Origin of the sequence: Aequoribacter fuscus (assembly GCF_009910365.1) — a bacterium.
Classification (GTDB): Bacteria; Pseudomonadota; Gammaproteobacteria; order Pseudomonadales; family Halieaceae; genus Aequoribacter; species Aequoribacter fuscus.
Genome location: NZ_CP036423.1, coordinates 1,806,546 through 1,827,569 on the forward strand (window position 1 = coordinate 1,806,546; position 21,024 = coordinate 1,827,569).

14 protein-coding genes are annotated in these 21,024 nt (G+C 52.8%); 6 read left to right on the forward strand and 8 right to left on the reverse strand.

Annotated features, from left to right (window positions below; translation table 11 throughout):
• Positions 1 to 27 precede the first annotated feature (27 nt).
• The 3 genes from secF to purL form a co-directional block, all read right to left on the reverse strand.
• The gene (gene secF / locus EYZ66_RS08160; RefSeq protein ID WP_009576637.1) at positions 28 to 942 is read right to left on the reverse strand and encodes a protein translocase subunit SecF; all 915 of its coding nucleotides are present in this window, start codon (positions 940 to 942) and stop codon (positions 28 to 30) included.
• The gene (gene secD / locus EYZ66_RS08165; RefSeq protein WP_009576638.1) at positions 939 to 2,822 is read right to left on the reverse strand and encodes a protein translocase subunit SecD; all 1,884 of its coding nucleotides are present in this window, start codon (positions 2,820 to 2,822) and stop codon (positions 939 to 941) included. The genes secF and secD overlap by 4 nt, the downstream gene beginning before the upstream one ends.
• Positions 2,823 to 2,911: 89 nt before the next feature.
• Complete coding sequence (gene purL / locus EYZ66_RS08170; RefSeq protein WP_009576639.1) at positions 2,912 to 6,772, reverse strand: phosphoribosylformylglycinamidine synthase; 3,861 nt, start codon at positions 6,770 to 6,772, stop codon at positions 2,912 to 2,914.
• On the opposite strand from purL, the gene mltF reads away from it, so the two are divergent.
• Entirely contained in the window at positions 6,771 to 8,297 is a 1,527-nt protein-coding gene (gene mltF, locus EYZ66_RS08175) for a membrane-bound lytic murein transglycosylase MltF (protein ID WP_009576640.1), read from the forward strand. The genes purL and mltF overlap by 2 nt on opposite strands.
• A gap of 45 nt (positions 8,298 to 8,342) precedes the next feature.
• On the opposite strand, the gene tadA is transcribed toward mltF, so the two are convergent.
• Positions 8,343 to 8,822, reverse strand: a complete 480-nt coding sequence (tadA, locus tag EYZ66_RS08180) for a tRNA adenosine(34) deaminase TadA (protein WP_009576641.1) — start codon at positions 8,820 to 8,822, stop codon at positions 8,343 to 8,345.
• 104 nt (positions 8,823 to 8,926) lie between these two features.
• Between tadA and pgi the strand changes: the two genes are divergently transcribed.
• Complete coding sequence (gene pgi / locus EYZ66_RS08185; RefSeq protein ID WP_009576642.1) at positions 8,927 to 10,504, forward strand: glucose-6-phosphate isomerase; 1,578 nt, start codon at positions 8,927 to 8,929, stop codon at positions 10,502 to 10,504.
• 137 nt (positions 10,505 to 10,641) lie between these two features.
• Here the strand turns inward: pgi and sppA are convergent, their stop codons facing one another.
• From sppA to EYZ66_RS08200, 3 genes are all read right to left on the reverse strand, one after another.
• Positions 10,642 to 12,456 (reverse strand): signal peptide peptidase SppA, encoded by a 1,815-nt coding sequence (gene sppA, locus EYZ66_RS08190; protein ID WP_009576643.1) that lies wholly within the window; start codon positions 12,454 to 12,456, stop codon positions 10,642 to 10,644.
• 97 nt (positions 12,457 to 12,553) lie between these two features.
• Positions 12,554 to 14,554 carry a beta-propeller domain-containing protein gene (locus EYZ66_RS08195; RefSeq protein ID WP_009576644.1) on the reverse strand — a complete coding sequence of 667 codons (2,001 nt, stop codon included), beginning with the start codon at positions 14,552 to 14,554 and terminating at the stop codon, positions 12,554 to 12,556.
• A gap of 17 nt (positions 14,555 to 14,571) precedes the next feature.
• Complete coding sequence (locus tag EYZ66_RS08200; protein WP_009576645.1) at positions 14,572 to 15,252, reverse strand: 2OG-Fe(II) oxygenase; 681 nt, start codon at positions 15,250 to 15,252, stop codon at positions 14,572 to 14,574.
• 158 nt (positions 15,253 to 15,410) lie between these two features.
• Here EYZ66_RS08200 and EYZ66_RS08205 point away from each other — a divergent pair, with 158 nt between their 5' ends.
• Complete coding sequence (locus EYZ66_RS08205; protein ID WP_009576646.1) at positions 15,411 to 15,641, forward strand: YgaP family membrane protein; 231 nt, start codon at positions 15,411 to 15,413, stop codon at positions 15,639 to 15,641.
• 3 nt (positions 15,642 to 15,644) lie between these two features.
• Positions 15,645 to 17,585, forward strand: a complete 1,941-nt coding sequence (locus EYZ66_RS08210; protein WP_009576647.1) for a putative bifunctional diguanylate cyclase/phosphodiesterase — start codon at positions 15,645 to 15,647, stop codon at positions 17,583 to 17,585.
• Between the two features lie 103 nt (positions 17,586 to 17,688).
• Here the strand turns inward: EYZ66_RS08210 and EYZ66_RS08215 are convergent, their stop codons facing one another.
• Complete coding sequence (locus EYZ66_RS08215; protein ID WP_009576648.1) at positions 17,689 to 19,242, reverse strand: bifunctional 3-(3-hydroxy-phenyl)propionate/3-hydroxycinnamic acid hydroxylase; 1,554 nt, start codon at positions 19,240 to 19,242, stop codon at positions 17,689 to 17,691.
• 73 nt (positions 19,243 to 19,315) lie between these two features.
• Between EYZ66_RS08215 and EYZ66_RS08220 the strand changes: the two genes are divergently transcribed.
• Both EYZ66_RS08220 and EYZ66_RS08225 read left to right on the forward strand, forming a co-directional pair.
• Complete coding sequence (locus EYZ66_RS08220) at positions 19,316 to 19,927, forward strand: TetR/AcrR family transcriptional regulator (RefSeq protein ID WP_160195639.1); 612 nt, start codon at positions 19,316 to 19,318, stop codon at positions 19,925 to 19,927.
• Positions 19,928 to 19,937: 10 nt separating this feature from the next.
• Entirely contained in the window at positions 19,938 to 21,014 is a 1,077-nt protein-coding gene (locus tag EYZ66_RS08225; RefSeq protein ID WP_009574348.1) for a VOC family protein, read from the forward strand.
• The last annotated feature ends 10 nt before the right edge of the window (positions 21,015 to 21,024 follow it).

Genomic DNA, 21,024 nt, shown 5'->3' on the forward strand with positions numbered 1-21,024 from the left:
CTAAGAATCAGCCTTACCGAAGAGATCTCAAGGCTCCAGCGCTAAATCATCGACACCCTCTTGGATGGGGATGACCAAATCTTCTTTGCTGACACCCAGAGCAATCAGCAAATTCGCGGCGACGTAAATCGACGAGTACGTACCGACAAACACACCAACTAACAGTGCTAACGCGAAACCGTGGATCATTTCGCCACCCACAAAAGCCAGAGAAATCAGCACCAGCAAAGTTGTTAACGAAGTCACCAACGTCCGACCCAGAGTCTCGCTTAACGACTGATTGATCACTTCCAATGGATCTGTACGACGTAACTTGCGGAAATTTTCGCGAATGCGATCGCTCACTACGATGGTATCGTTCAGGGAGTAGCCAATGACCGCTAAAATCGCCGCTAACACCGTCAGGTCGAACTCCAAATCAAACAGCGAGAAGAAACCCAACACGATAATGACGTCATGCGCTAAGGCACCCACGGCACCGAGTGCAAACTTGAACTGAAACCGAAAGGCAATGTAAAGCATCACCAAGCCAAGCGCCAACAGCATAGCCAAACCACCCTGCTCACGAAGCTCCTCGCCGACTTGAGGGCCGACGAATTCGATCCGACGCAACTCTACCTCAACCTCAGACTCGTTTTGTAAAATACCCAACAAAGCCGCACCTTGCTCATCAGAGGTACCTGCAGGCAAGCGAATCAGCACATCACGATCAGTCCCAAAGCTCACTACGATCGCCCCTTCGTAACCACGTGACTGCAGGGTCTGGCGGATAACGGTCAAATCTGCCGAGTCGGCGTATTCAACTTCGACTAAGGTGCCCCCAGTAAAATCTAGTCCCCAGCTCAACTCCTTAACACCGAGCGAGACGACACTTGCCAGAATCAAGGCAATGGATAGCCCCGCGGCCAAACGGCGCCATGCCATAAAGTCAATAATCTTCATTTTGAGACTCCCCCAATCGACAGGGTCTTAACTTTGCGACCACCGTAAATCAAATTAATTAAGGCCCTAGTTCCAATGATCGCGGTAAACATCGAGGTCAAAATGCCGAGTGACAGGGTAACGGCAAATCCCTTGATTGGACCCGTGCCCACTGCGTAGAGAATAACAGCGACGATCAGCGTGGTGATATTCGCATCTAAAATCGTGCTTAAGGCCTGCTCAAAACCTTTGTGAATGGCCATCTGGGCACTGGAGCCGCCATTTAGCTCCTCTCGAATCCTCGAAAAGATGAGTACATTGGCATCTACGGCCATACCAACCGTAAGGACAATACCCGCAATACCGGGCAGTGTCAGTGTTGCCCCCAGCAAGGACATAAACGCCAGCAGCAATACGAGGTTGCAGCCCAGAGCGACAACCGCCACAGCACCAAAGGCACGATAGTAGACCAACATAAAAATAACGACCAGAGCCAAGCCAATCTGCACTGATTTTACGCCTAACTCGATATTCTCTGCCCCAAGCGATGGCCCGACTGTGCGCTCTTCAACAAACGAGATGGGGGCCGCCAAAGCGCCAGCACGCAACATCAAAGCCAGCTCACTCGCCTCTAGCGGGCTGTCCAGCCCTGTTATCTGAAACTGAGCTCCCAAGGCTTGCTGGATAACCGGAGCTGTCAGAATCCGTTTTTCATCGTAAGGTATTTTGGTGATGACATCGCTACCGTCGGCCGCAACATCGTAGGAAGTCTTGTATTTACGCTCGATAAATAGAACCCCCATGCGACGCTTAACGTTGTTGCGAGTCGCCCGCGACATGAGCGTACCTCCCTCGCTATCGAGGCTAATGCTCACATTCGGTCGGCCGTTTTGATCAAACCCTGCTGCCGCATTAGAGACGCGCTCACCGGTAATAATGACGTCACGCTCCAACCACTCGCTCATACCCAAACGATCTTCGCTACGGTATTCGAACCGCTGTTTTTCTGAGGGGCGTGCATTACTGCTCGCAACCAAGCGAAATTCCAGGTTCGCAACTTTACCCAAAATACGCTTTGCTTCAGCGGTATCTTGAATACCCGGGAGTTCGACCACAATACGGTTACGCCCCTGCCGCTGCACCAGCGGCTCGGAAACCCCCAGCTCATTCACGCGATTACGCAGGGTCGTTAGATTCTGCGCTACCGCGTAGTCAATGAGCTGTGCTTTTGCCTGCTCAGTCATGCTGACTTTTAAACCAAATTGGCCTTCTTGCTCGTCGAGACGGTCAAGCATGAGTTCAGGCATTTCGTCTGCAATAGCACCGCGCGCGTCTTCCCGTTCCTGCTCGCTACCGTACTGAGAGACAACGGCGCCCTGCTCGTCCAGATCGACCAAACCTCTGATACGGTTTTCTCGCAACAGCTTTTTGACCGCAGTCAAATAATACTCATGCCTGCGTTCTAGGGCAGCATCGACATCGACTTCAAGTTTGAAGTGCACACCACCGCTCAGATCTAGGCCTAACTTCATCGGTTGAGCGCCCAAGTCAGTCAACCATTTTGGCGTGGTGGGCGCCAAGTTCAGAGCGACAATGTAACCGTCTCCCAAGGCCCGAGCGATACGCGCCTGACCCACGAGCTGCTGATCTGCAGCGCCCAGACGAATGAGTGCGTTGCGACCATTGTCCGAAATCGATTCGCCAAAGTGTTGGATATCGGCATCCTCTAAGGCTTCCAAAGCACGCTTCAAGGTAGCATCGGTAATCGCTTGACCGCTGCTTGCGCTCGTTATCTGAATCGCAGGGTCAGGTGCATAAAGATTTGGGGCTGCATAGACAAACCCAAACAGCACGAACACCAAAACCAGCAGGTTTTTCCAGAGGGAATAACGGTTTAACATAGCTTACTCATAGACTTTTTGACTCACTTCACGACACTGACCGTTTGCCGCCCGAATTACGGGCAGGCTCTGCCTACCCCATTGTTGTTTTACTCTATCCACACCCTAGCATTCCTGAACAAACGCATCCAGGCGCCATCTTCTCGCCAGTCCGTCGGACACCACGAGTTTTGAATCGCTCTAAACACCCGCTCAGGGTGTGGCATCATGATCGTCACTCTGCCGTCGTCACTGCAAAATCCGGTCACACCCTCTGGCGACCCGTTTGGATTGCTCGGGTACACCTCGGTTGCGCGAAGATCGTTATCTACATACTTGAGGCTGACCAATCCGGAATTCAAGGCTTGTGCCTGACTATTTGCATCAAACCACTGAGCGCGGCCTTCACCATGAGCCACGGCGATCGGCATGACACTACCCTGCATCCCTCGAAGTAGAATAGACGGCGACTCCATCACTTCCACCAGTGCAACACGCGCTTCGAACTGTTCAGAGGTATTGCGCTTAAAACGAGGCCAGTGGGCTGTGCCGGGGATCAGAGGTGCTAACTGCGACAGCATCTGACAGCCATTACAAACACCCAAGCTTAAGGTGTCATTACGTTCGAAAAACGCTTGAAATTGATCCGAAAGCGCTTGGTTAAACAGAATGGACTTAGCCCAACCGGACCCAGCACCCAACACATCACCAAACGAGAAACCTCCACAGGCCACCAAACCCTTAAAGTCCTGAAGGCTGTGTCTACCAGACACCAAGTCGCTCATGTGCACGTCAACCGCGTCAAATCCAGCGCGATCGAAGGCTGCGGCCATCTCCACCTGACCATTGACACCCTGCTCACGCAAGATAGCAAATTTGGGCTTACTCTTAACGTTTAGATAGGGCGCGGCGATGTCATCATTGTGATCAAAGGTCAGGCGCACCGACATTCCCGGGTCGTCCGCCCGAATACCTTCGTATTCTTGGTCGGCGCATTCTGGATTGTCTCTGAGCTTCTGAATCTCGTAACTGGTGCGAGCCCAAAGTTTCTGAAGCCTTGTTCTAGACTCCGCCAACACAATGCCTTCCTCAACCGCAACCGTAATCTCGTCTGAATTATTCGCGAAACCCAGAGGCACAATGCAATCTTCCAGGCCCAAAGCCTTGCAGCGACTGACAAAGGCGTCGGCACGATCAGCCTTGACCTGAACGACGGCGCCTATTTCTTCACTGAACGCAGCACCCAACAGCTGATCACTGGACACCGGCAGCGAAAGCTCTAGGCCTGCATGGCCGGCAAAGGCCATCTCTAATACCGAAACTAGGGCTCCACCGTCGGAACGATCGTGATAGGCGTGCAATACCCCTTCACTGACCGCCCATTGAATCAGTTCGAACAGCGCGCGAACCGAAGTTGCGTCGACATCGGGGCAGCGATCTCCAAGCTGACCAAAGCTTTGAGCCAGCACTGACCCACCCAAACGATTAGCGCCTCGACCGAGATCAAGCAATAAGATGGGTGCGTCAGCATCAGTTGTGAGCTGCGGAGTCACAGTACGACGCACGTCCGTCACTGGCGTAAACGCCGAAATGATAAGCGATACAGGAGCAGTCACAGACTTGTCTTCTCCATCTGACCAAACAGTTCGCATGGACATAGAATCTTTGCCGACAGGAATGGTCAAACCAAGCTCAGGGCAAAACTGCATGCCGACGGCTTCAACCGTGTCGTACAGAATAGCGTCGTGATCTCGATAGCCTGCAGCGCACATCCAGTTTGCCGACAGTTTTATATCAGAGAGCTTACCGATTTGAGCGCCTGCTAAATTGGTAATCGCTTCTGCCACGGCGAGGCGTCCCGATGCCGGGCCAGAGATAAGCGCAACGGGGGTTCGCTCTCCCATTGCCATGGCCTCGCCTGCGTAGCCTTTGTAATCAACGGTGGTGATCGCGCAATCCGCGACCGGCACCTGCCAGGGACCGACCATCTGATCTTGCGCCACCATCCCCGTAATCGAACGGTCACCAATGGTGATCAAAAACGATTTGCTCGCGACGGTGGGATGAGTCAAAACGCGATCCAACGCGTTTGCAAACGTGCACTGGATGTCAAGCGCTGTCGCGATCGCGGGCTGACGGGTCACAGAACGATGCATTTTTGGGGGCTTGCCAAACAGCACTGACATCGGCAAGTCGACGGGCGTGTTGTCAAAATAACCATCACTCACCGCGATATGCTGTTCTTCGGTCGCCACCCCCACGACAGCAAATGGGCATCGCTCGCGCTCGCAGAACGCCCTGAAGACGTCTAAGTTTTCAGGTTCTACAGCGAGCACATAGCGCTCTTGCGACTCGTTACACCACAACGCCAGAGGCGACATACTGGGTTCATCATTGGGCACATCGCGCAGCTGAAAACGCCCCCCTCGACCGCCATCTTTGACAAGCTCCGGCAAGGCATTAGAAAGGCCTCCAGCACCCACATCGTGAATAAAGGCGATCGGATTCGACTCGCCAAGCTGCCAACAGCGATCGATAACCTCTTGGCATCGGCGCTCCATCTCGGGATTCTGGCGCTGAACCGAGGCAAAATCCAAATCTTCCGCCGAGCTACCGCTCGCCATCGACGAGGCAGCACCACCGCCCAAACCAATCTGCATCGCAGGGCCACCCAGGACAATTAAGTGCGCACCAGCGCTGAACTCGCCCTTCTCGACATGCTCCTCGCGTATGTTGCCGTAACCGCCTGCAATCATGATAGGTTTATGGTACCCGTAGACGCAGTTCTCGCCGTCCTGTGTGACCTTTAGCTCGAAACTGCGAAAGTAACCACTGAGATTGGGACGACCAAATTCGTTATTAAATGCTGCGCCCCCAATGGGACCTTCAAGCATAATATCCAGCGCTGACACAATACGACTCGGCTTGCCATAGTCGCTATCCCATGGTCTAGGAAACTGCTGAAGATTCAGACCCGAGACCGAAAAACCCGTGAGCCCAACTTTGGGTTTAGAGCCGCGACCGACAGCCCCTTCGTCACGTATTTCACCACCAGACCCCGTACCGGCACCCGGGAACGGCGCAATCGCCGTTGGGTGATTGTGGGTCTCGACTTTCATCAGCAAATGTACCGGTTCCAATGTCGCCGTGTACGAACCTGTCGCTGGGTTTGGATAGAAACGATAGGCTTCGGTGCCCTTGACCACCGCCGCGTTGTCCGAGTACGCAGACAGGACGTTATCGCCGGCCAGATTGTAGGTGTTACGGATCATGCCAAACAGCGAGTTTGGCTGATCGACTCCATCTATTGTCCAGCTGGCATTAAAGATTTTATGACGGCAGTGCTCGGAATTTGCCTGAGCAAACATCATCAATTCAACATCGGATGGATTGCGCTGCAAGCCTTGAAAACTTTCGACGAGATAATCAATCTCATCTTCTGCCAGTGCCAAACCGAGCGTCTTGTTTGCCTGCTCTAGGGCTGGGCGACCGTGGCTTAGAATATCGACAGAGGTCATTGCCGCTGGCTCTGCAGCCGCAAAAAAGGCATCAAGACCGCTCCAGCGTGTAACGGCCGACTCTGTCATCCGGTCATAAAGGACTGAGGGAACCGCACAATGACCAATGTCACCGTCGAGTTCAAAAACGAGAGCCCGCTCTATTCGTGCAACGGCGTGTATGTCACAGTGCTTGGCGATATCGGTGGCTTTGGATGACCATGGCGAAATCGTACCCAGACGCGGAGAAACCACGCATATCGGCGCGCTGGACTGAGTGTCTACTAAATCTTCAGCCGCGAGCAGATCCATCAGCACTCGCTGACTTTGCTCCGACAAATCGGACTTGAGCTGCACCAAGTAGGCGTAATAAGTCGAATCTACCCTGACTGGGGATTGATCTGAGACCAATTGATCGTTAATTTTAGCGACACGAAATGCCGAAAGTGCAGCGCCACCGCGGAGAATGAGCATGCTTTATTTGACTCCATGCTATCGAGTACAAGAAAGCAGCGAAGTGTACCTCAGTTCGCCTGCTCTGGCGACGAATAGGCGCACAAAGTCGCGCTTTTTAAGGGGAAATCCACTGAAATTCTGCCTGACCTTAATGCTTGCGTTCATTCTGGTGGGCTGTGAACAAAAAGATACTCTGCAGGAGGTTAAAGAGAGGGGCTATCTCACGGTTGTCACACGCACCAGCCCTACGACGTACTACCGCGACAATACCGGGCCTACTGGATTTGAATATCAACTGGCGCAACGGTTTGCAGATCAGCTAGGCGTAGAGCTCAATGTCCATACCGAAAGCACTATCACCGGAATTTTTCGAAATTTACGTGAAGGGACAGCTGACTTAGCCAGCGCGGGGCTGAGTCTCAGCGCAGCAAGAGCCGAAGAGTTCTCGGTTACGCAAAGTTATTTTGAAGTTCAACCGTTAGTCATCTACCAGAGCGGCCAGTACCGCCCCTCTTCGATCACAGATCTCTACGAACGGACTGTTCTCGTCACGGCGAATTCGAGCCACCTTGAGCTTCTGGAACAGTTGCTCGAGTCGCATCCTAAACTGCGCTGGAAGGTCATTGCCAGCTCAGATTCGGCGGACCTGCTTGATCAGATTAACGAAGACACCCCGTTTGCAATCGTTGACGACTACGATTTTGCTCTTCAGCAACCCCTCTTTCCGCGCCTAAAAGAAGCGTTCAGCTTCGGGGACAAACAACAACTCGTCTGGTTCATAACAACCGATTCGCAGAGCGACACGCTCACAGAAGCGGCCAATTTATTTTTAAGTGAAGTGAAAGCTGATGGGGTTTTGCGCGGGCTCGCAGAAGAATTCTTTAGCTATGAGCCCCTTGTATCTCGTGCCGGCACCTTTACGTTCTCGCAAAACATGGACAGCGTTTTGCCCGACTATGAGAATATGATTCGACAAGTCGCGCATGAGTACAACATCGATTGGAACTTACTCGCCGCTATGGCGTATCAGGAATCTCATTGGGACCCCAAGGCAAAGTCTTTTACCGGCGTTCGCGGCATGATGATGCTGACCCAGCGAACCGCCAGAGAGTTGAACGTTAAAAATCGCTTAGATCCACTGGAAAGTTTGCGCGGCGGTGCACGTTATCTCAACAAACTCAAGCGCCGACTTGACCCAGCCATTCCCGAGCCCGACCGAACTTACATGGCAATGGCTGCTTACAATATTGGCATGAGCCATCTGCAAGACGCGCGCAAACTAACCGCTCAGAAAGGCGACAACCCTATGGTATGGCGCGATTTGATGAAGCATTTGCCGAAACTGCAGAAACCAAGCTATTACCGAACTCTTCGATTTGGTTATGCGCGCGGCGCTGAAGCGGTGACCTATGTTCAAAATATCCGTCACTACGCCAATATATTATTGTGGCGAGATATTACCCAAGGGCAGGAGATAGAGCCGCACAACAGCCGTGATTTCCTCCCCGAAACGCTGCAGGAGCTTCATCTGTTGGGGCTGTGATGCAAGCCTCAATGGCGCGTCGGCGCCAACAGTCTCACTGTCTCGCTACGAGCTCTGACGCGCAGATTTTTGTAGGCTTCGTCGCTCTTTAAAAAAACGACTTAAAAGCTCGCTTGATTGCTGGCCCATGACACCTCCCTGCCACTGGACCCGGTGATTCAAATGGTCAAAATTCAGGGCCTCACAACGACTGCACACAGCCCCCGCTTTTGGCTCGGTTGCTGCAAATATGAGTCGCTGAACTCGGGCGTGCACCATCGCTCCAACACACATCAGACAGGGCTCGAGCGTGACATAAAGACTGGCATCAACCAAACGATAATTCCCGATACGGCTACCTGCGTGCCGCAAGGCAACAATTTCGGCGTGAGCACTCGGGTCAGCAGAGCTAATCACCACATTATGACCACTCGCTATGAGGCTACCGTCTCTCACTATAACGCAACCGACTGGGACTTCACCGCAAGCATACGCCTGCTCCGCTTGCAGCAAGGCTTGCCGCATCCAGTACTCGTCTTCATTCATACCTATTCAACTCTGTTCAATTCACAACAGCACCAACTTCGCAGCCAGCTTATGGTAACATTTAGGCCCAAACCATTCGCCCATCGTTTCAAGGATCATATCACGTGTTAGACTTTCGTCCGGAACTCAACGCCATTTGGGCGCAACTTCAAATTACAGCTGCAGATACCCCAGAGATTGCCGCCTTATTCCAGCAAGAGCCGCAACGCGTCAGCGATCTAACGCTGGAAGCGGCGGGATTGCGTGTGGACTTATCAAAAAACAAAGTCTCTCAACAGCAACTCAAGCTATTGCTTGAATTTGCGGCACAATCCCCCTTGAGCTACCACCGATCGGCATTATTTGAAGGCAAACCGATCAATTCCAGCGAGAATCGCGCTGTGCTTCACCCAGCGCTGCGCGATTTTGGCGAGATCACAGCACTGACCAGCGGGTACCGCGACACCGTCTACGAACAGCGCGCCCGGATGCTGACCGCGGCAGAGCAAATACGTTCCGGCGAATGGCTCGGGCACACAGGCAAACCGATCACCGATATCATTAACATCGGCATCGGCGGATCTGATTTGGGCCCTAAATTGGTGTATGAAGCGCTCAGAGAATTTCGACACAACACACTGACAGTGCATTTTATATCGAATGTCGACGGTGCGGAAATCTACTCACTGTTAAAGACACTGAATCCGGAAACCACGTTGGTCGCTATTGCGAGCAAAACGTTCACCACGCAAGAAACCCTGTTAAATGCTAAAACAGCACTCGCGTGGTTGCGACAAGGACTGGACATTGAGCAGGTGGAGGCGTCGTCGCATGTGGTCGCACTCACCGCGAGCGCCGCTAATGCAGTAAGCTACGGCGTCGCTCCAGAAAGAGTCCTCCCCTTTGAAGAGTGGGTTGGCGGCCGCTACTCACTGTGGTCAAGTATCGGATTTGGTATCGCCTGTGCAGTAGGCGGTGAAGCGTTCAGCGAATTGCTGCAAGGCGCCCACGCCCTAGATAAGCATTTTGCCGAGGCACCTCTCGATCAAAATATCCCCGTATTGATGGCATTAATCGGCATTTGGAACATCAATTTCTTGGGTTACCCCACACAAGCGGTCATTCCCTATTGCGAGCGACTGGGCCTGCTCAGCGCGTACCTGCAGCAATTGGACATGGAGAGCAACGGCAAAAGTACGCTGCGCGACAACACTCGTGCCAATACAGCGACAGGTCCGATTGTATGGGGCCAAACCGGCACTAATGGTCAGCACGCATTTTTTCAACTCATGCACCAAGGGACTCACACCATTCCGGTGGAGTTTATTGGCGCTTTGCAAGACACACTCAGCGATGCAACACACCATCGCACTTTGTTAGTCAATATGATTGCTCAGGCATCAGCATTGATGAGCGGAAAACCCGCCCCCGACGGTGAGGCATATCGGGATTACCCCGGTGACAAACCATCAACTATGATTCTGATAGAACAACTGACGCCCGCATCGCTGGGTGCACTGATCGCTCTGTACGAGCACAAAGTCTTTGTGCAAGGGTCGTTATGGGGAATAAACTCCTTCGACCAATGGGGTGTAGAACTGGGCAAAAAATTGACCAACGAACTGTTACCTAAAGAGGCTGACCTAAAGGCGTTTGACGAATCAACGCGGGCACTCATGGGCTTGGTGAATACGCGTCTTTGATCAACAAGGCAACGGGCTGCTTTCAACAGCCACAGGCGTTCTAAATCTTCGTGAAAAACGCCCTCGGGCTACGAAGCAGGCCTACACTTACGAAAGGTAAAACGAGGCCGGACGAGTGAACGCCCGGCCCCCGAGTATTACAACTCAACCATGCACTCGGTGCACAGCACAGTGGCGCGAGGCTCAGACACATCCTCAAAGACCCCAAAGATGCGGGTCATGTAGTCGCTAAACGTAATCACTTCGCTCGATACACGCACACCAATTCCACCCTGTAACTCTTTAAGGATCATCATCGCTTTCGAGGGCTTTTTAGTCACATAATCGACGCTGTGATCTTCCAGCTGCGCCAGCTCCGCAGCGGCTGTGATAGCGGCCTCCAAATCACCCATTGCATCGACCAAGCCCAATTCTTGAGCCATGCTGCCAATCCACACCCGGCCACCGGCAATCGATCGAATGTAATCTGGCTCTTTATTGCGACCCTCCGCCACCAAGTTCACGAAGCGATCGTAGGCGGTCGAGGCCCAACGCGCAAACAGAGCATCTAACGCGTCGCTCATCGGCAACACAGGTGACCATCCGGTATTCTCTGCCGTTGTAACACCGTCAAAATTAATACCCGCCCAGTCCATGACACGCTCGAACGTAGGAAAGGCCACAGCAACACCAATCGATCCTGAAATAGTTGTGGGCTCGGCGTAAATTTTGTCAGCCGACATACTCACCCACACACCACCAGACGCTGCCACGTCGCCCATACTGACGACCACGGGAATCCCCTTGCGCTGAGCCGCAGAGACCTCATCGCGGATCATCTCACTCGCAATAATGGAACCGCCTGGGCTATTCACCCGCAGCACTATGGCCTTGGTGCTGTCCTTTGAATAAGCCGTTCGCAACAAATTCGCGATATCGTCGGCACCGGCAACGCCCGGACCCTGCGGTCCTTCCTGAATACCACCTTGCACGAACACCACGGCCACTGCATTTTCATGTTGCTCGGGCGCATCCTGTGTTAATGAGGCATACTCTGCCATTGAAATGTGTGGATACGTATCGCGGCCGTCCTTGCTGATTTTCCCGAATCGTTCCATCATGTACTCTCGATATTCCGGGAAGTTCATGGTGCCATCAATCAGGCCCATTGCCTCAGCCTGGGCCAAATTGTGGTAGCCCGCCTCACCCAGCAGAGGCACCGAGTAATTGTCAGCCATGTCTTGAATGACGCTAGCATCGACATCTCGCCCTGCCGCCATACGCGCCTTCATTTCTTGCCATATGGGTTGCAGCAGCTCAGTACGCTGCTGGCGATCGGCATCACTCATATCTCGTCGGGTGAGTCCCTCGGTTGCTGATTTGTAATCGCCCTGGGAATAGTTGTGCACGTTAATACGCAGTTTGTCGGTCAAATCGCGAGTGTAATCGCGATAACCGCCCAGACCAGACACCGATAGCGCCCCAGCTGGATGCACAAACACTTCATCTGCTTGCGAGGCCATTAGGTAACTTCCGGTACCCAGGGCTCGACTGTAAGCAATAATAGGCTTACCGGTATCCCGCAATGCAGACAGCTCTTTCGCAACCGCCAACGCCGTCGTCGGTCCAGCAAAGCCCGTCTCGCTGAAATCTATGCTGACAGCAGCCAGCGAGGAGTCCTCGGCGGCCCGTCTTAAAAGAGCCACCAAATCGCGCGTTTGAATTTGCTCAACGTCAGATACATTGAATGGAAACTCCAGCTCATCGGGAAAGGTTTCTTGGTCAAGCACCAATCCCTTTGGAGCGATCATCAGAACCTTACCGTCCGCAGTAGGCTCTTCTGGCCGATCAAAGATGGACTGAACCACTCCCGAGATCAACGCGATGACAATCGCAAACGTAATAAGATTCAGAACAAAACCACGCAAAGCACTTAAAAAGCTTCCGAGCTTTGTGAAAAATCGTTTAAACATAACAACACTCCTTAATTCAGGCACCAGTGTATGCCAAAGCGAGCTCGATGTCCCTGCAGAGCATCGCCAGTAGCTAACAACTCATCGAATACGACGATTAATTTGGCCCGATACTCGACGCTAGGTCAGACCAGGGCGCAAAATACAGGGAAGTGCCTGTCACGAACAAAACGGTCTGGCCATCAATCACCGAGCGCATGGGTTCATCTGCCGCATTGAGATCGTCTGCCGCCGCCTTCATATACCCTTGAGAGACCAGCCTAGCTTGGCTCGCTATGGCTGGCGACTCAATAGAGAAGCCGTAGAGTCGCTTTTCGTAGGTATAAAACCCTTCGCTATCCTTGGTGCCGCTAACAGGCACCGTGAAACGATAGGCATCATCTGCTAACACAGTGAAGGCGCGACGATCGTACTCAGCTGGCGTGTAAGACCAGAGTAAATCGGTGCCTAAATCAACGACCCCTAAGCTCAAAGGCTGAGTCAGGTCGCTGACATTGAACAGCTCAACTTTAGGATTGTTCAACTCATTGCGGCCGATGCCGAGCAAAACATCTTCGCTCACAGGATGCAGAAAGTTAGAAAAACCAGGAATTTCCAAGCTACCAGCAATGGCTGGATCTCGCGGATCAGTGAGATCAAATACGTATAGCGGGTCAAGCCGCTCGAAGGTCACTGCGTAAGCCCTGTCACCCAAAAATCTTACCCCGTACAAATCTTCATTAGGCTTTCCGATTGCTGCAGTTCGAACCTCATTGGGTAATTGCGCCGTAACGGCGAGCTCACCATCCACAACATTAACATCCAAAATCCACAATCGATGATCGAACCGATCGTCCGGATCCTCGGTAATGCTGGTCGTAAAAAGGCGCAAAAACCCGGCGTGCTCGTTCAACCTAAAGTCTCGCTGACCACCTAAAAACAGTTGCCCGTCAACGCGCCCCGAACCTTGATACTCGGTTGACGGATTCATCGCGAATTGGTGCAGTAGGGTAGCCGGCGCCGGGCCACTGCCATTCTCCAGCAAATACAAATGATCTGCTGTGACATAAACGCCCGAGACATCCCCAAAGTAACACTGAATGTTCAGGGGCTCTGCTGTCGCGGCATCAACTTGGGTCACCATCGTCAGAACAGGGTAAGGACGAGTTACTCCCGCCCACTCGTGGTTGGGATTGACTCGCAAACATGCAGTCGCCGGTGGAAGCTGCACCGCGTCATCATTCCATTGAACCTTGGGTAAAATCTCTTCGATATCCAGCTGTTCCAGAGCGGCAAGATTGGTATCTAGTTGCTCTTGGGTATTGGGGTAATAATTATAATCTGGCAGGTCCGGCGCAAAGCGACTGATGACCGTGACCGTCGAACCGACTTTACGACTCTGAACATAGCCCCCTTCGATTCGAAGTCGGCCGTTGGCAGCCGGCGTAAGCGGGTTAGCCAAAGACCAGGCCTCGATCTCAAGCCGCTGCCCCGCCCAATCACCGACAGATTCGCTATCCCACGCATAAGCGCCCCACCAGCTACTCGAGCTCACGACCTGCGCTTGGGAATCCTGCAGATAAAGCCCCTCTACCGTCAGCCCCTCGCTCAGGGGTATCTGTGCTTCGCTGGTCACGCTCATTTGCTCAGCATCTGTGACCAATACTCTGACCTGCCCATCAGCAGCTGGTATCGGCGCAAAAAGTGCATCAGCCGGGGCATTCTCTGCCGCATCAACCGCAATGAAACAGCACCCCCCTGAGCGCGAAGGCGCAATTAAGAGTAGCTCACCGTTGTATTGTACAAGATCCGATTCAGCCACCTCGGACTCAAGGCGGTAGCTGGTCGAATACGCAGGCGCAGCGGGGATCGCGGCATCGGCGGCAAGTGCCACCTCAGCCACTCGACTCGAACCCGCGTCTGCAAGGCCATCGCGCACAAATTGCACGATTTCTTGCGAACTAGAAAAGGATACTAACAAGCGCTCATCCTCGGGCTCTTGAGTCACCGGGGGCGCGGGCACTGCACCGGCACCACCGCCGCCACCGCAGCTGGTGATCAAAAAACACACCAAAAAAGACCACCAAAGCCTCATACCACGCTGTAGAATCTTGGACATCTTACCCTCCTGAACACTCACCTTGGCGGGTCAAGCGTATCCGAACTGCTCGCGTTGACCCGGTACCAACCCGCTATGGAAAGTCGATCACGCTTGGCGGGCAATACTTCGTGAGGAAACTCTTCGCTTAAAAACACCACCAATGTACCCGCCAGAGGCGTCACTCTCAAACCCTCCCGATCTTCGGCATCTTTGTAGAGCACAAGTTCGCCACCGTCATCCGCTGCCCAATCACTGTTCAGATACACCACAACGGACAGCACCCTATTCGTCTGACCTCGGAACGCATCATAATGACGCTTATAGTAGGCCCCAGCTTGATACCAAGCGTAGTGACTTTCAAACGAAAATAAGCCCATGAATAGCCGCCGATTGATCGCAACCCGGAGCGCCTCGGCCCAGTCAAGCCAGGCCTTGCCGGTGGGTGTTTCACCCGTCATCCAACACACTTTGTCTGAGCGCACAAAATCGTTTGTGTGGTGCTGGGTATTGCGACCAATACCCGCCCGAAAAAACTCGTTTGCATCCAAGGTTCGGACTTGCTCCTGTAAGGCCGTTAAAATGTCGACGGGTAAACAGGCGGGCTGAATCGAATACCCCTGGTACTGCAAATCATCGCAAATACGCTCGGCGCGTTGTTCGAAGACTCTTTCACGGTCTGAGTGAACCGAGAGCCTCTCATCGAGTAGCACATTCATTGCTGGTTTTCCTCTAAAGTACTGCAGTTTACGCTATCTGACGCAAATAACCTGTTATGCCACTCGAAATATAGATAAATTGTCATCTGCACTGTACAAAATAGTGTGAACTGTGTCACATTTGCATATGAATAAGCGCCGCAAAGGGAATGCCTACCATGCTCGTGAAAAATCTCTCCCCGATCGACCGCGCGATCCGCGGAATTGTTGCCGTTGTCGCGTTAACGACCGCGATTTTCTTTCCTGAGGTTATCGGAGATCCTCTACTTCAAGGCATTCTCGTTGCCTTCGGGTTGCTCAATGCGATTTCTTTGGTGTTTGGCAACTGCTTGGTCTATCAGCTGACTGGAATATCGACTTATAAAGGTGCCGACGCAAAGGACAGCTAGATCGTGGCACTGCAACCCCTTCTGCTCGCAACCGATTCGGGGCTTAAGCCCCGAATCATTTTTGGGTCGCTAGGACTGGCCTTTATTGTGTCACTCATCTTCATTGCGGTTGCCTATCGTCTCTCGACTGAACTGGGCTTGGATGTACAAACCGAAAGCGTCGAGACCCGCGCCAAGACGTTGGTTCACGCGCTAGAATTCGATGCCGAGAACCATACCCATCATGGCTTGAACACGAGTTATCTGGAACACTTGGTCGCGCAAAATTTCAATGACGCCTCAATTTTGGTAACTTGGGACGGCCAAACAAAGCAGTACGGACAAATTCCCGCTGACGCACTTGCCGCTAAGATGAGCCTGATGAAAAACGGCGAGGGTAAAACAGGTCTCATCGAAACGAGCTCGCAGACCTACATGTGGGCGCGAGCAAGATCGCCCAATATCGAGCTGCAGGTGTTTCTGCTGACGCCCGTCGACGTGTTCACCAAGGGTTTAGACGCCATCAGTAAGCGATTAATGTTTGTCTCGTTCATTACGCTATGGGTGGCTATTTGGGGCGCTCTATCTCTGTCAGTCATTATCAGCAAGCGTTTCGAGACAATCAATTCTCGGCTCCGCGACGCGGCCTCGCGTGACAATCTAACAGGACTTTACAACCGTGCTTATATGCTTGAGGCCTTCGAAGCTCGTTTGTTAACTCACGGCAAAAACGAAGCCCCCTCACCTGGCGCTTTTTTATTGATGGGTGTCAACAAGTTCAAGGAAATCAATGAGATCATTGGCAACATCGGCGCCGATGAGTGCCTGAAAATTCTGGCGCTAAAATTCTCCAAACTGGTACCGCCCCCCTCTGTCGTCTATCGCTACGATGGTGATGAATTCGCCTGCTGGATCGAGGGGGCCAATGAGCAGCAAATAGAGAGCATAGTCCAGTCATTTGTCGCTGCGGCGAATGAAGCCATAACGGTGAAGGGCTGGACGTTTAACTTAAGCTTGTCAGCCGGTATTGCTTTATTTCCGCGTGACGCAATAGACAGCAAAGACATCATTCACTGTGCTGACATCGCATTGCAAGACGCCAAACGGTCTCGCCAAGCGCTCTTGTTTTATAACCCTCAGTACGATGAAAATACCCAGCTTAAAGCGCTACTTCGCAATCAGGTGCCTGGGGCTATCGCTCGAGCCGACTTTTCCATGTTTTTTCAGCCAAAAATTGACCTTGCAACTGGCGCCATTGCAGGGGTTGAGGCTCTCGCTCGATGGCACCACCCCACACTTGGCAACATTCCGCCCGATGTCTTTATTCCGCTGGTTGAGCAGGGGCGAGAAATTAATGCGTTCAGCCGTTTAATGCTGCACACGGCCATTCAGCAAGCCAAATCTTGGCAGGTTGAGGGCAAATACATCCCCATCGCTGTTAACCTATCGCCCTATAACTTACTCGACAACCAACTCGTCGAATTCATTCAAAGAGAGCTTGAGGCCGCTGATCTAGCCCCTGAGCTACTGGCCGTGGAGTTGACTGAGAGCGCGACAATGTTCGACGTTAACCTGGCCCAGCGGGTCTTCACCGAACTAAGAGACATGGGTATTAAGATTTCAATTGACGATTTTGGCACGGGCATGAGCTCAATGTCCTATTTACAAATTTTGCCTATCGATTGCGTGAAGCTGGATCGAAGCTTCATCGAGAACATACAAACCGACAAAGTGGCTCACGCGATCGTCTCTTGCATGGTGTCGTTGTGCCACACGCTGGGCAAAACTGTTGTGGCGGAGGGCGTTGAAACCGAAGCACAATCGAAGGCCCTTCGAGAAATTGGCTGCGACCAAGCGCAAGGCTATCTATTTGCGCGTCCATTACGAGTCAACGATAAAGAACTTATCGATTGGTTTCGCGCCGAGGTCCCCGCCATCGCAATGGATACAGGCACCCGTGCCTAGTTGGGATGATCTACCTGTTACTTTTATAGAAACGTGATTGCAGCGAAGCGGTCGCGCTTTCATATGCCAGACCGCTTACGATTTCAGTCCAGCGCGACACCAATTAAGACAACAAACCTATCGCCTTTTGCATGACGACCTCTAACCTTGTAGCTTTGCTAGCGGCCAGTATCAAACGGTCGGGACGCAGTATCAGAGCGACTTCTGATTTGGGGAGGTCTTTCCCATCCACGAGCCAATCACTGCCAAACTTGCATGCTCTGCCAGGCGTAGACAAGCACACGAACTCCCCACCTAAACCTTGCCACTGCTGTCTCAATTCCTCGCTGATATAACGTCGGGGGTCGCAGTTGATGCCGACACACACAAAGCGGATCCCAAACACCTCGTCACTACGCTTGCGATCGCCGGCGGCCGTTTGAAGCCACCACTGCGGTAAGTGAGCCCCTGCCGCAAAAGCACCCCTGAGGCCCCCTTTCAAAAACAAGCCGTCATCGAAAGTGTTTTGCGGTTTCACCTTCATATCGGTAAAGACCGTGTGGACCACAGGCAACAGACCGATAAACTTTGCTAATCCGTGCACGAAGATCGCTTTAACTCGGCTCGAGGGCATGATCAGCTCGCCCAAAAATTGCGCCAGCCGTATCATTTTACCGGCGTGCGGCTTGCGTTCCTGCGTGTAGGACGCTAACACACCGACAGACACCTCGCGTCGAAGAACCGCTTTTAATTTCCAACCTAAATTCGCGACATCGCGCAGACCCGACACCAAGCCTTGCCCGGCGAACGGTGGTGTCACGTGTGCTGCATCACCAGCCAAAAACACCGATCCTACTTGAAACCTATCGGCTAATCGGGCGTGAAATCGATAAACGGCTTTGCGCTCCAAGGTGATGTGCTCGAATGTTGTCCAAGGCCTCAGCAAGTCCTTAATCTTGGCATCTTCCATGAATTCGTCCTGACTCTCACCTGGATGTAACATGAACTCCCAGCGCTGCCGTCCTCCCGGTGCTGGCATATGAGGAGCGGGACGCGCGGGATCACAGTAGAACGTAATTTCCTCCACCGACTCTGGAACATTCAATGCATCGACAATCAGCCAGTCCTGCGAATAGCTCACACCCAAAAAGTCGACACCCAAACTTTGACGGGTCGCCGAGCCAGCGCCATCGCAGGCCACCACAAACCGCGCTTTGAGATCTCGTTCAGTGCCATCCTCTAAGTCATGAACACGCACAAGCGCCCCCGCCTCGGAATTTTCGATGACTTGGGCGCGCGCGCCTCTGAGCACCTGCACCGAGCCAGTAACTTGAGCTTGCGCCGCTAAACTCGCTTCCAAGGCGGGTTGAAAAAACGTGACCAAGGGGGGCAGTGTGTCAACGCTGTCTGAGGTATTCATCCTCCCAAACCGGCCGAAAAAGGGGCTGCGATAATTCACCGCAGGAATAGTCACCAAATCCAAGTCTTCAAGGACCAGACCGCACATTGCCAGAATACGCAGGGCTTCGTTATCCAGAGCGATTGCACGCGGGTCTGTCTGAATAGCATTGAGTCGATCGACGACTAGCGTATGGACACCGAACCGTCCCAGCAAAGCCGCCATTGCCATACCGACGGGACCCGCACCAATAATGACAACCTCGTAATCGTGGTCCATAAGCAACTCTCGACATTTTTTGACACATTTGAACATTAATGTTCAAATGTGTCCAATCAAAACGGGAAACCTCATGGCCTCACCGACATCACAAAAAAGAATTCATGCCGCGGCCATTCGCTTATTCGCAGAGACGGGCGCACAAAAAATCAGTATTCGCGATTTGGCAGAAGAGGCAGGCGTCGCACGGGGTACCATCTATGCCTATCTCGACCAAAGCCCGGATTTGTTTGAACGGACCGCCGAGCGCCTCGCGCATGACTTACACCTTCGCATTGCAAAGGGGGCCGTTAAACTCGATGACCCAGCCCACAAAGTTGCCTTAGGTATCTTTCACTTTATTGATCAGGCGCAAGCCAATCCCGATTGGGGCCGCTTCTTATGTCAATTCGGGTTCACCGCCCAACAACTTACACAACTTTGGCACGCCCAACCCATGCACGATATCAGTCTCGGCGTACAACGGGGTCGGTTCGATCTAACACAGTCGCAGATACGCAGCGCTGTGACCCTGCTTGCCAGTGCCGTGATGGGGGCCATTCAAGTCATACTCTCGGGTCATAAAGGTTGGCGCGAAGCCTATGTTGAGGTCACCGAGTTGATTTTAAAAGCGTTCGGCATAAACAGCTCTGAAGCGAGCGCGATTGCCGCGGAACGAGCCAACCACACACCCTTACACAGCTGAGAATCAGACCATGGACACACCGACATTGGCGGTCGATTACTTGAAAGCGTCGGTCGCGCCTGACATTAAAGTGACTCGGCTTGGCTACCTCCGATTTGAGCGCCCCGACCTCGATCTAGCCGAGCGCTTTTTGTCAGACTTCGGTTTAGTCACGGTGCACAAGTCACCGCAAGATTTGTATCTTGCTGCTAATCCAGGCTCGTCTTGGTGTTATCACATCAGGCGGTCAGATCAAGCCAAGTTCCTGGGATTTGGATTTGATTGTGCCTCACTTGAAGATCTGCAGAAACTCGCCACCGAGCATAATCAACACATCGAACAAGGTGAGGAGCTTGCACCCTATGCCCGCGTCATTCTGAACGACCCGAATGGCTTCCGCGTCGAGATCAACGCAGCGGCGAGTGCATTCGATTACGGACTTCCCAGAAACGCGGCAACACTAAATCATTCAAATTCGCCCGAGCGTATCAATGCAATGCAGGAGTTCCCTGCCGCGCCTTCACCCATTGTCAAGTTGGGACATCTAGTCATCGAAACCGCGGGCTACGAGGAAACCGTAAAGTGGTATACCAAGACCCTGGGGCTCATCCCGTCCGACACCCAGGTACTTCCGTCTGGCGATCCCATTGTCACGTTTTTTCGAATGGACCTCGGCGACACTCCCACTGATCACCATACCATCGCAATAGCCCACACTTTCCAGGCCGCTTTCTCTCATGCTGCATTCGAGACTCTCGATATTGACGCGATTGGTGCAGGGCAACAGTGGCTGCGTGATCGGGGCTGGCGCCACGCGTGGGGCATCGGCCGCCATGTATTGGGAAGCCAAGTATTCGATTACTGGTCCGACCCGTGGGGCGCGCATCACGAGCATTACGCAGACGGCGATGTATTCACCGCCGACCACGCTATGGGCGTGTCCGCCGCGAGCGCTCAGGCTATGAGCCAATGGGGACAAGTCATGCCCGCACAATTCATCAAACCTAAACTTACCCTCGAGACGCTGATCACCCTAGTCAAAAACCTGAGGAAACACTCGGATCTTACTGTTAAAAAACTGGCAGCGATTGCCAAAGTTATGACCTAAAAGGATCAAT

What these genes read in the sequence shown, in the direction of transcription:
- purL (WP_009576639.1), bottom strand. Translation starts at nt 6,772, where the DNA reads ATGCTCATTCTCCGCGGTGGCGCTGCACTTTCGGCATTTCGTGTCGCT.
- EYZ66_RS08225 (WP_009574348.1), top strand. Translation starts at nt 19,938, where the DNA reads ATGGACACACCGACATTGGCGGTCGATTACTTGAAAGCGTCGGTCGCG.
- mltF (WP_009576640.1), top strand. Translation starts at nt 6,771, where the DNA reads ATGCTTTATTTGACTCCATGCTATCGAGTACAAGAAAGCAGCGAAGTG.
- secF (WP_009576637.1), bottom strand. Translation starts at nt 942, where the DNA reads ATGAAGATTATTGACTTTATGGCATGGCGCCGTTTGGCCGCGGGGCTA.
- EYZ66_RS08215 (WP_009576648.1), bottom strand. Translation starts at nt 19,242, where the DNA reads ATGGACCACGATTACGAGGTTGTCATTATTGGTGCGGGTCCCGTCGGT.
- EYZ66_RS08220 (WP_160195639.1), top strand. Translation starts at nt 19,316, where the DNA reads ATGGCCTCACCGACATCACAAAAAAGAATTCATGCCGCGGCCATTCGC.
- sppA (WP_009576643.1), bottom strand. Translation starts at nt 12,456, where the DNA reads ATGTTTAAACGATTTTTCACAAAGCTCGGAAGCTTTTTAAGTGCTTTG.
- secD (WP_009576638.1), bottom strand. Translation starts at nt 2,822, where the DNA reads ATGTTAAACCGTTATTCCCTCTGGAAAAACCTGCTGGTTTTGGTGTTC.
- EYZ66_RS08205 (WP_009576646.1), top strand. Translation starts at nt 15,411, where the DNA reads ATGCTCGTGAAAAATCTCTCCCCGATCGACCGCGCGATCCGCGGAATT.
- tadA (WP_009576641.1), bottom strand. Translation starts at nt 8,822, where the DNA reads ATGAATGAAGACGAGTACTGGATGCGGCAAGCCTTGCTGCAAGCGGAG.
- EYZ66_RS08195 (WP_009576644.1), bottom strand. Translation starts at nt 14,554, where the DNA reads ATGTCCAAGATTCTACAGCGTGGTATGAGGCTTTGGTGGTCTTTTTTG.
- EYZ66_RS08200 (WP_009576645.1), bottom strand. Translation starts at nt 15,252, where the DNA reads ATGAATGTGCTACTCGATGAGAGGCTCTCGGTTCACTCAGACCGTGAA.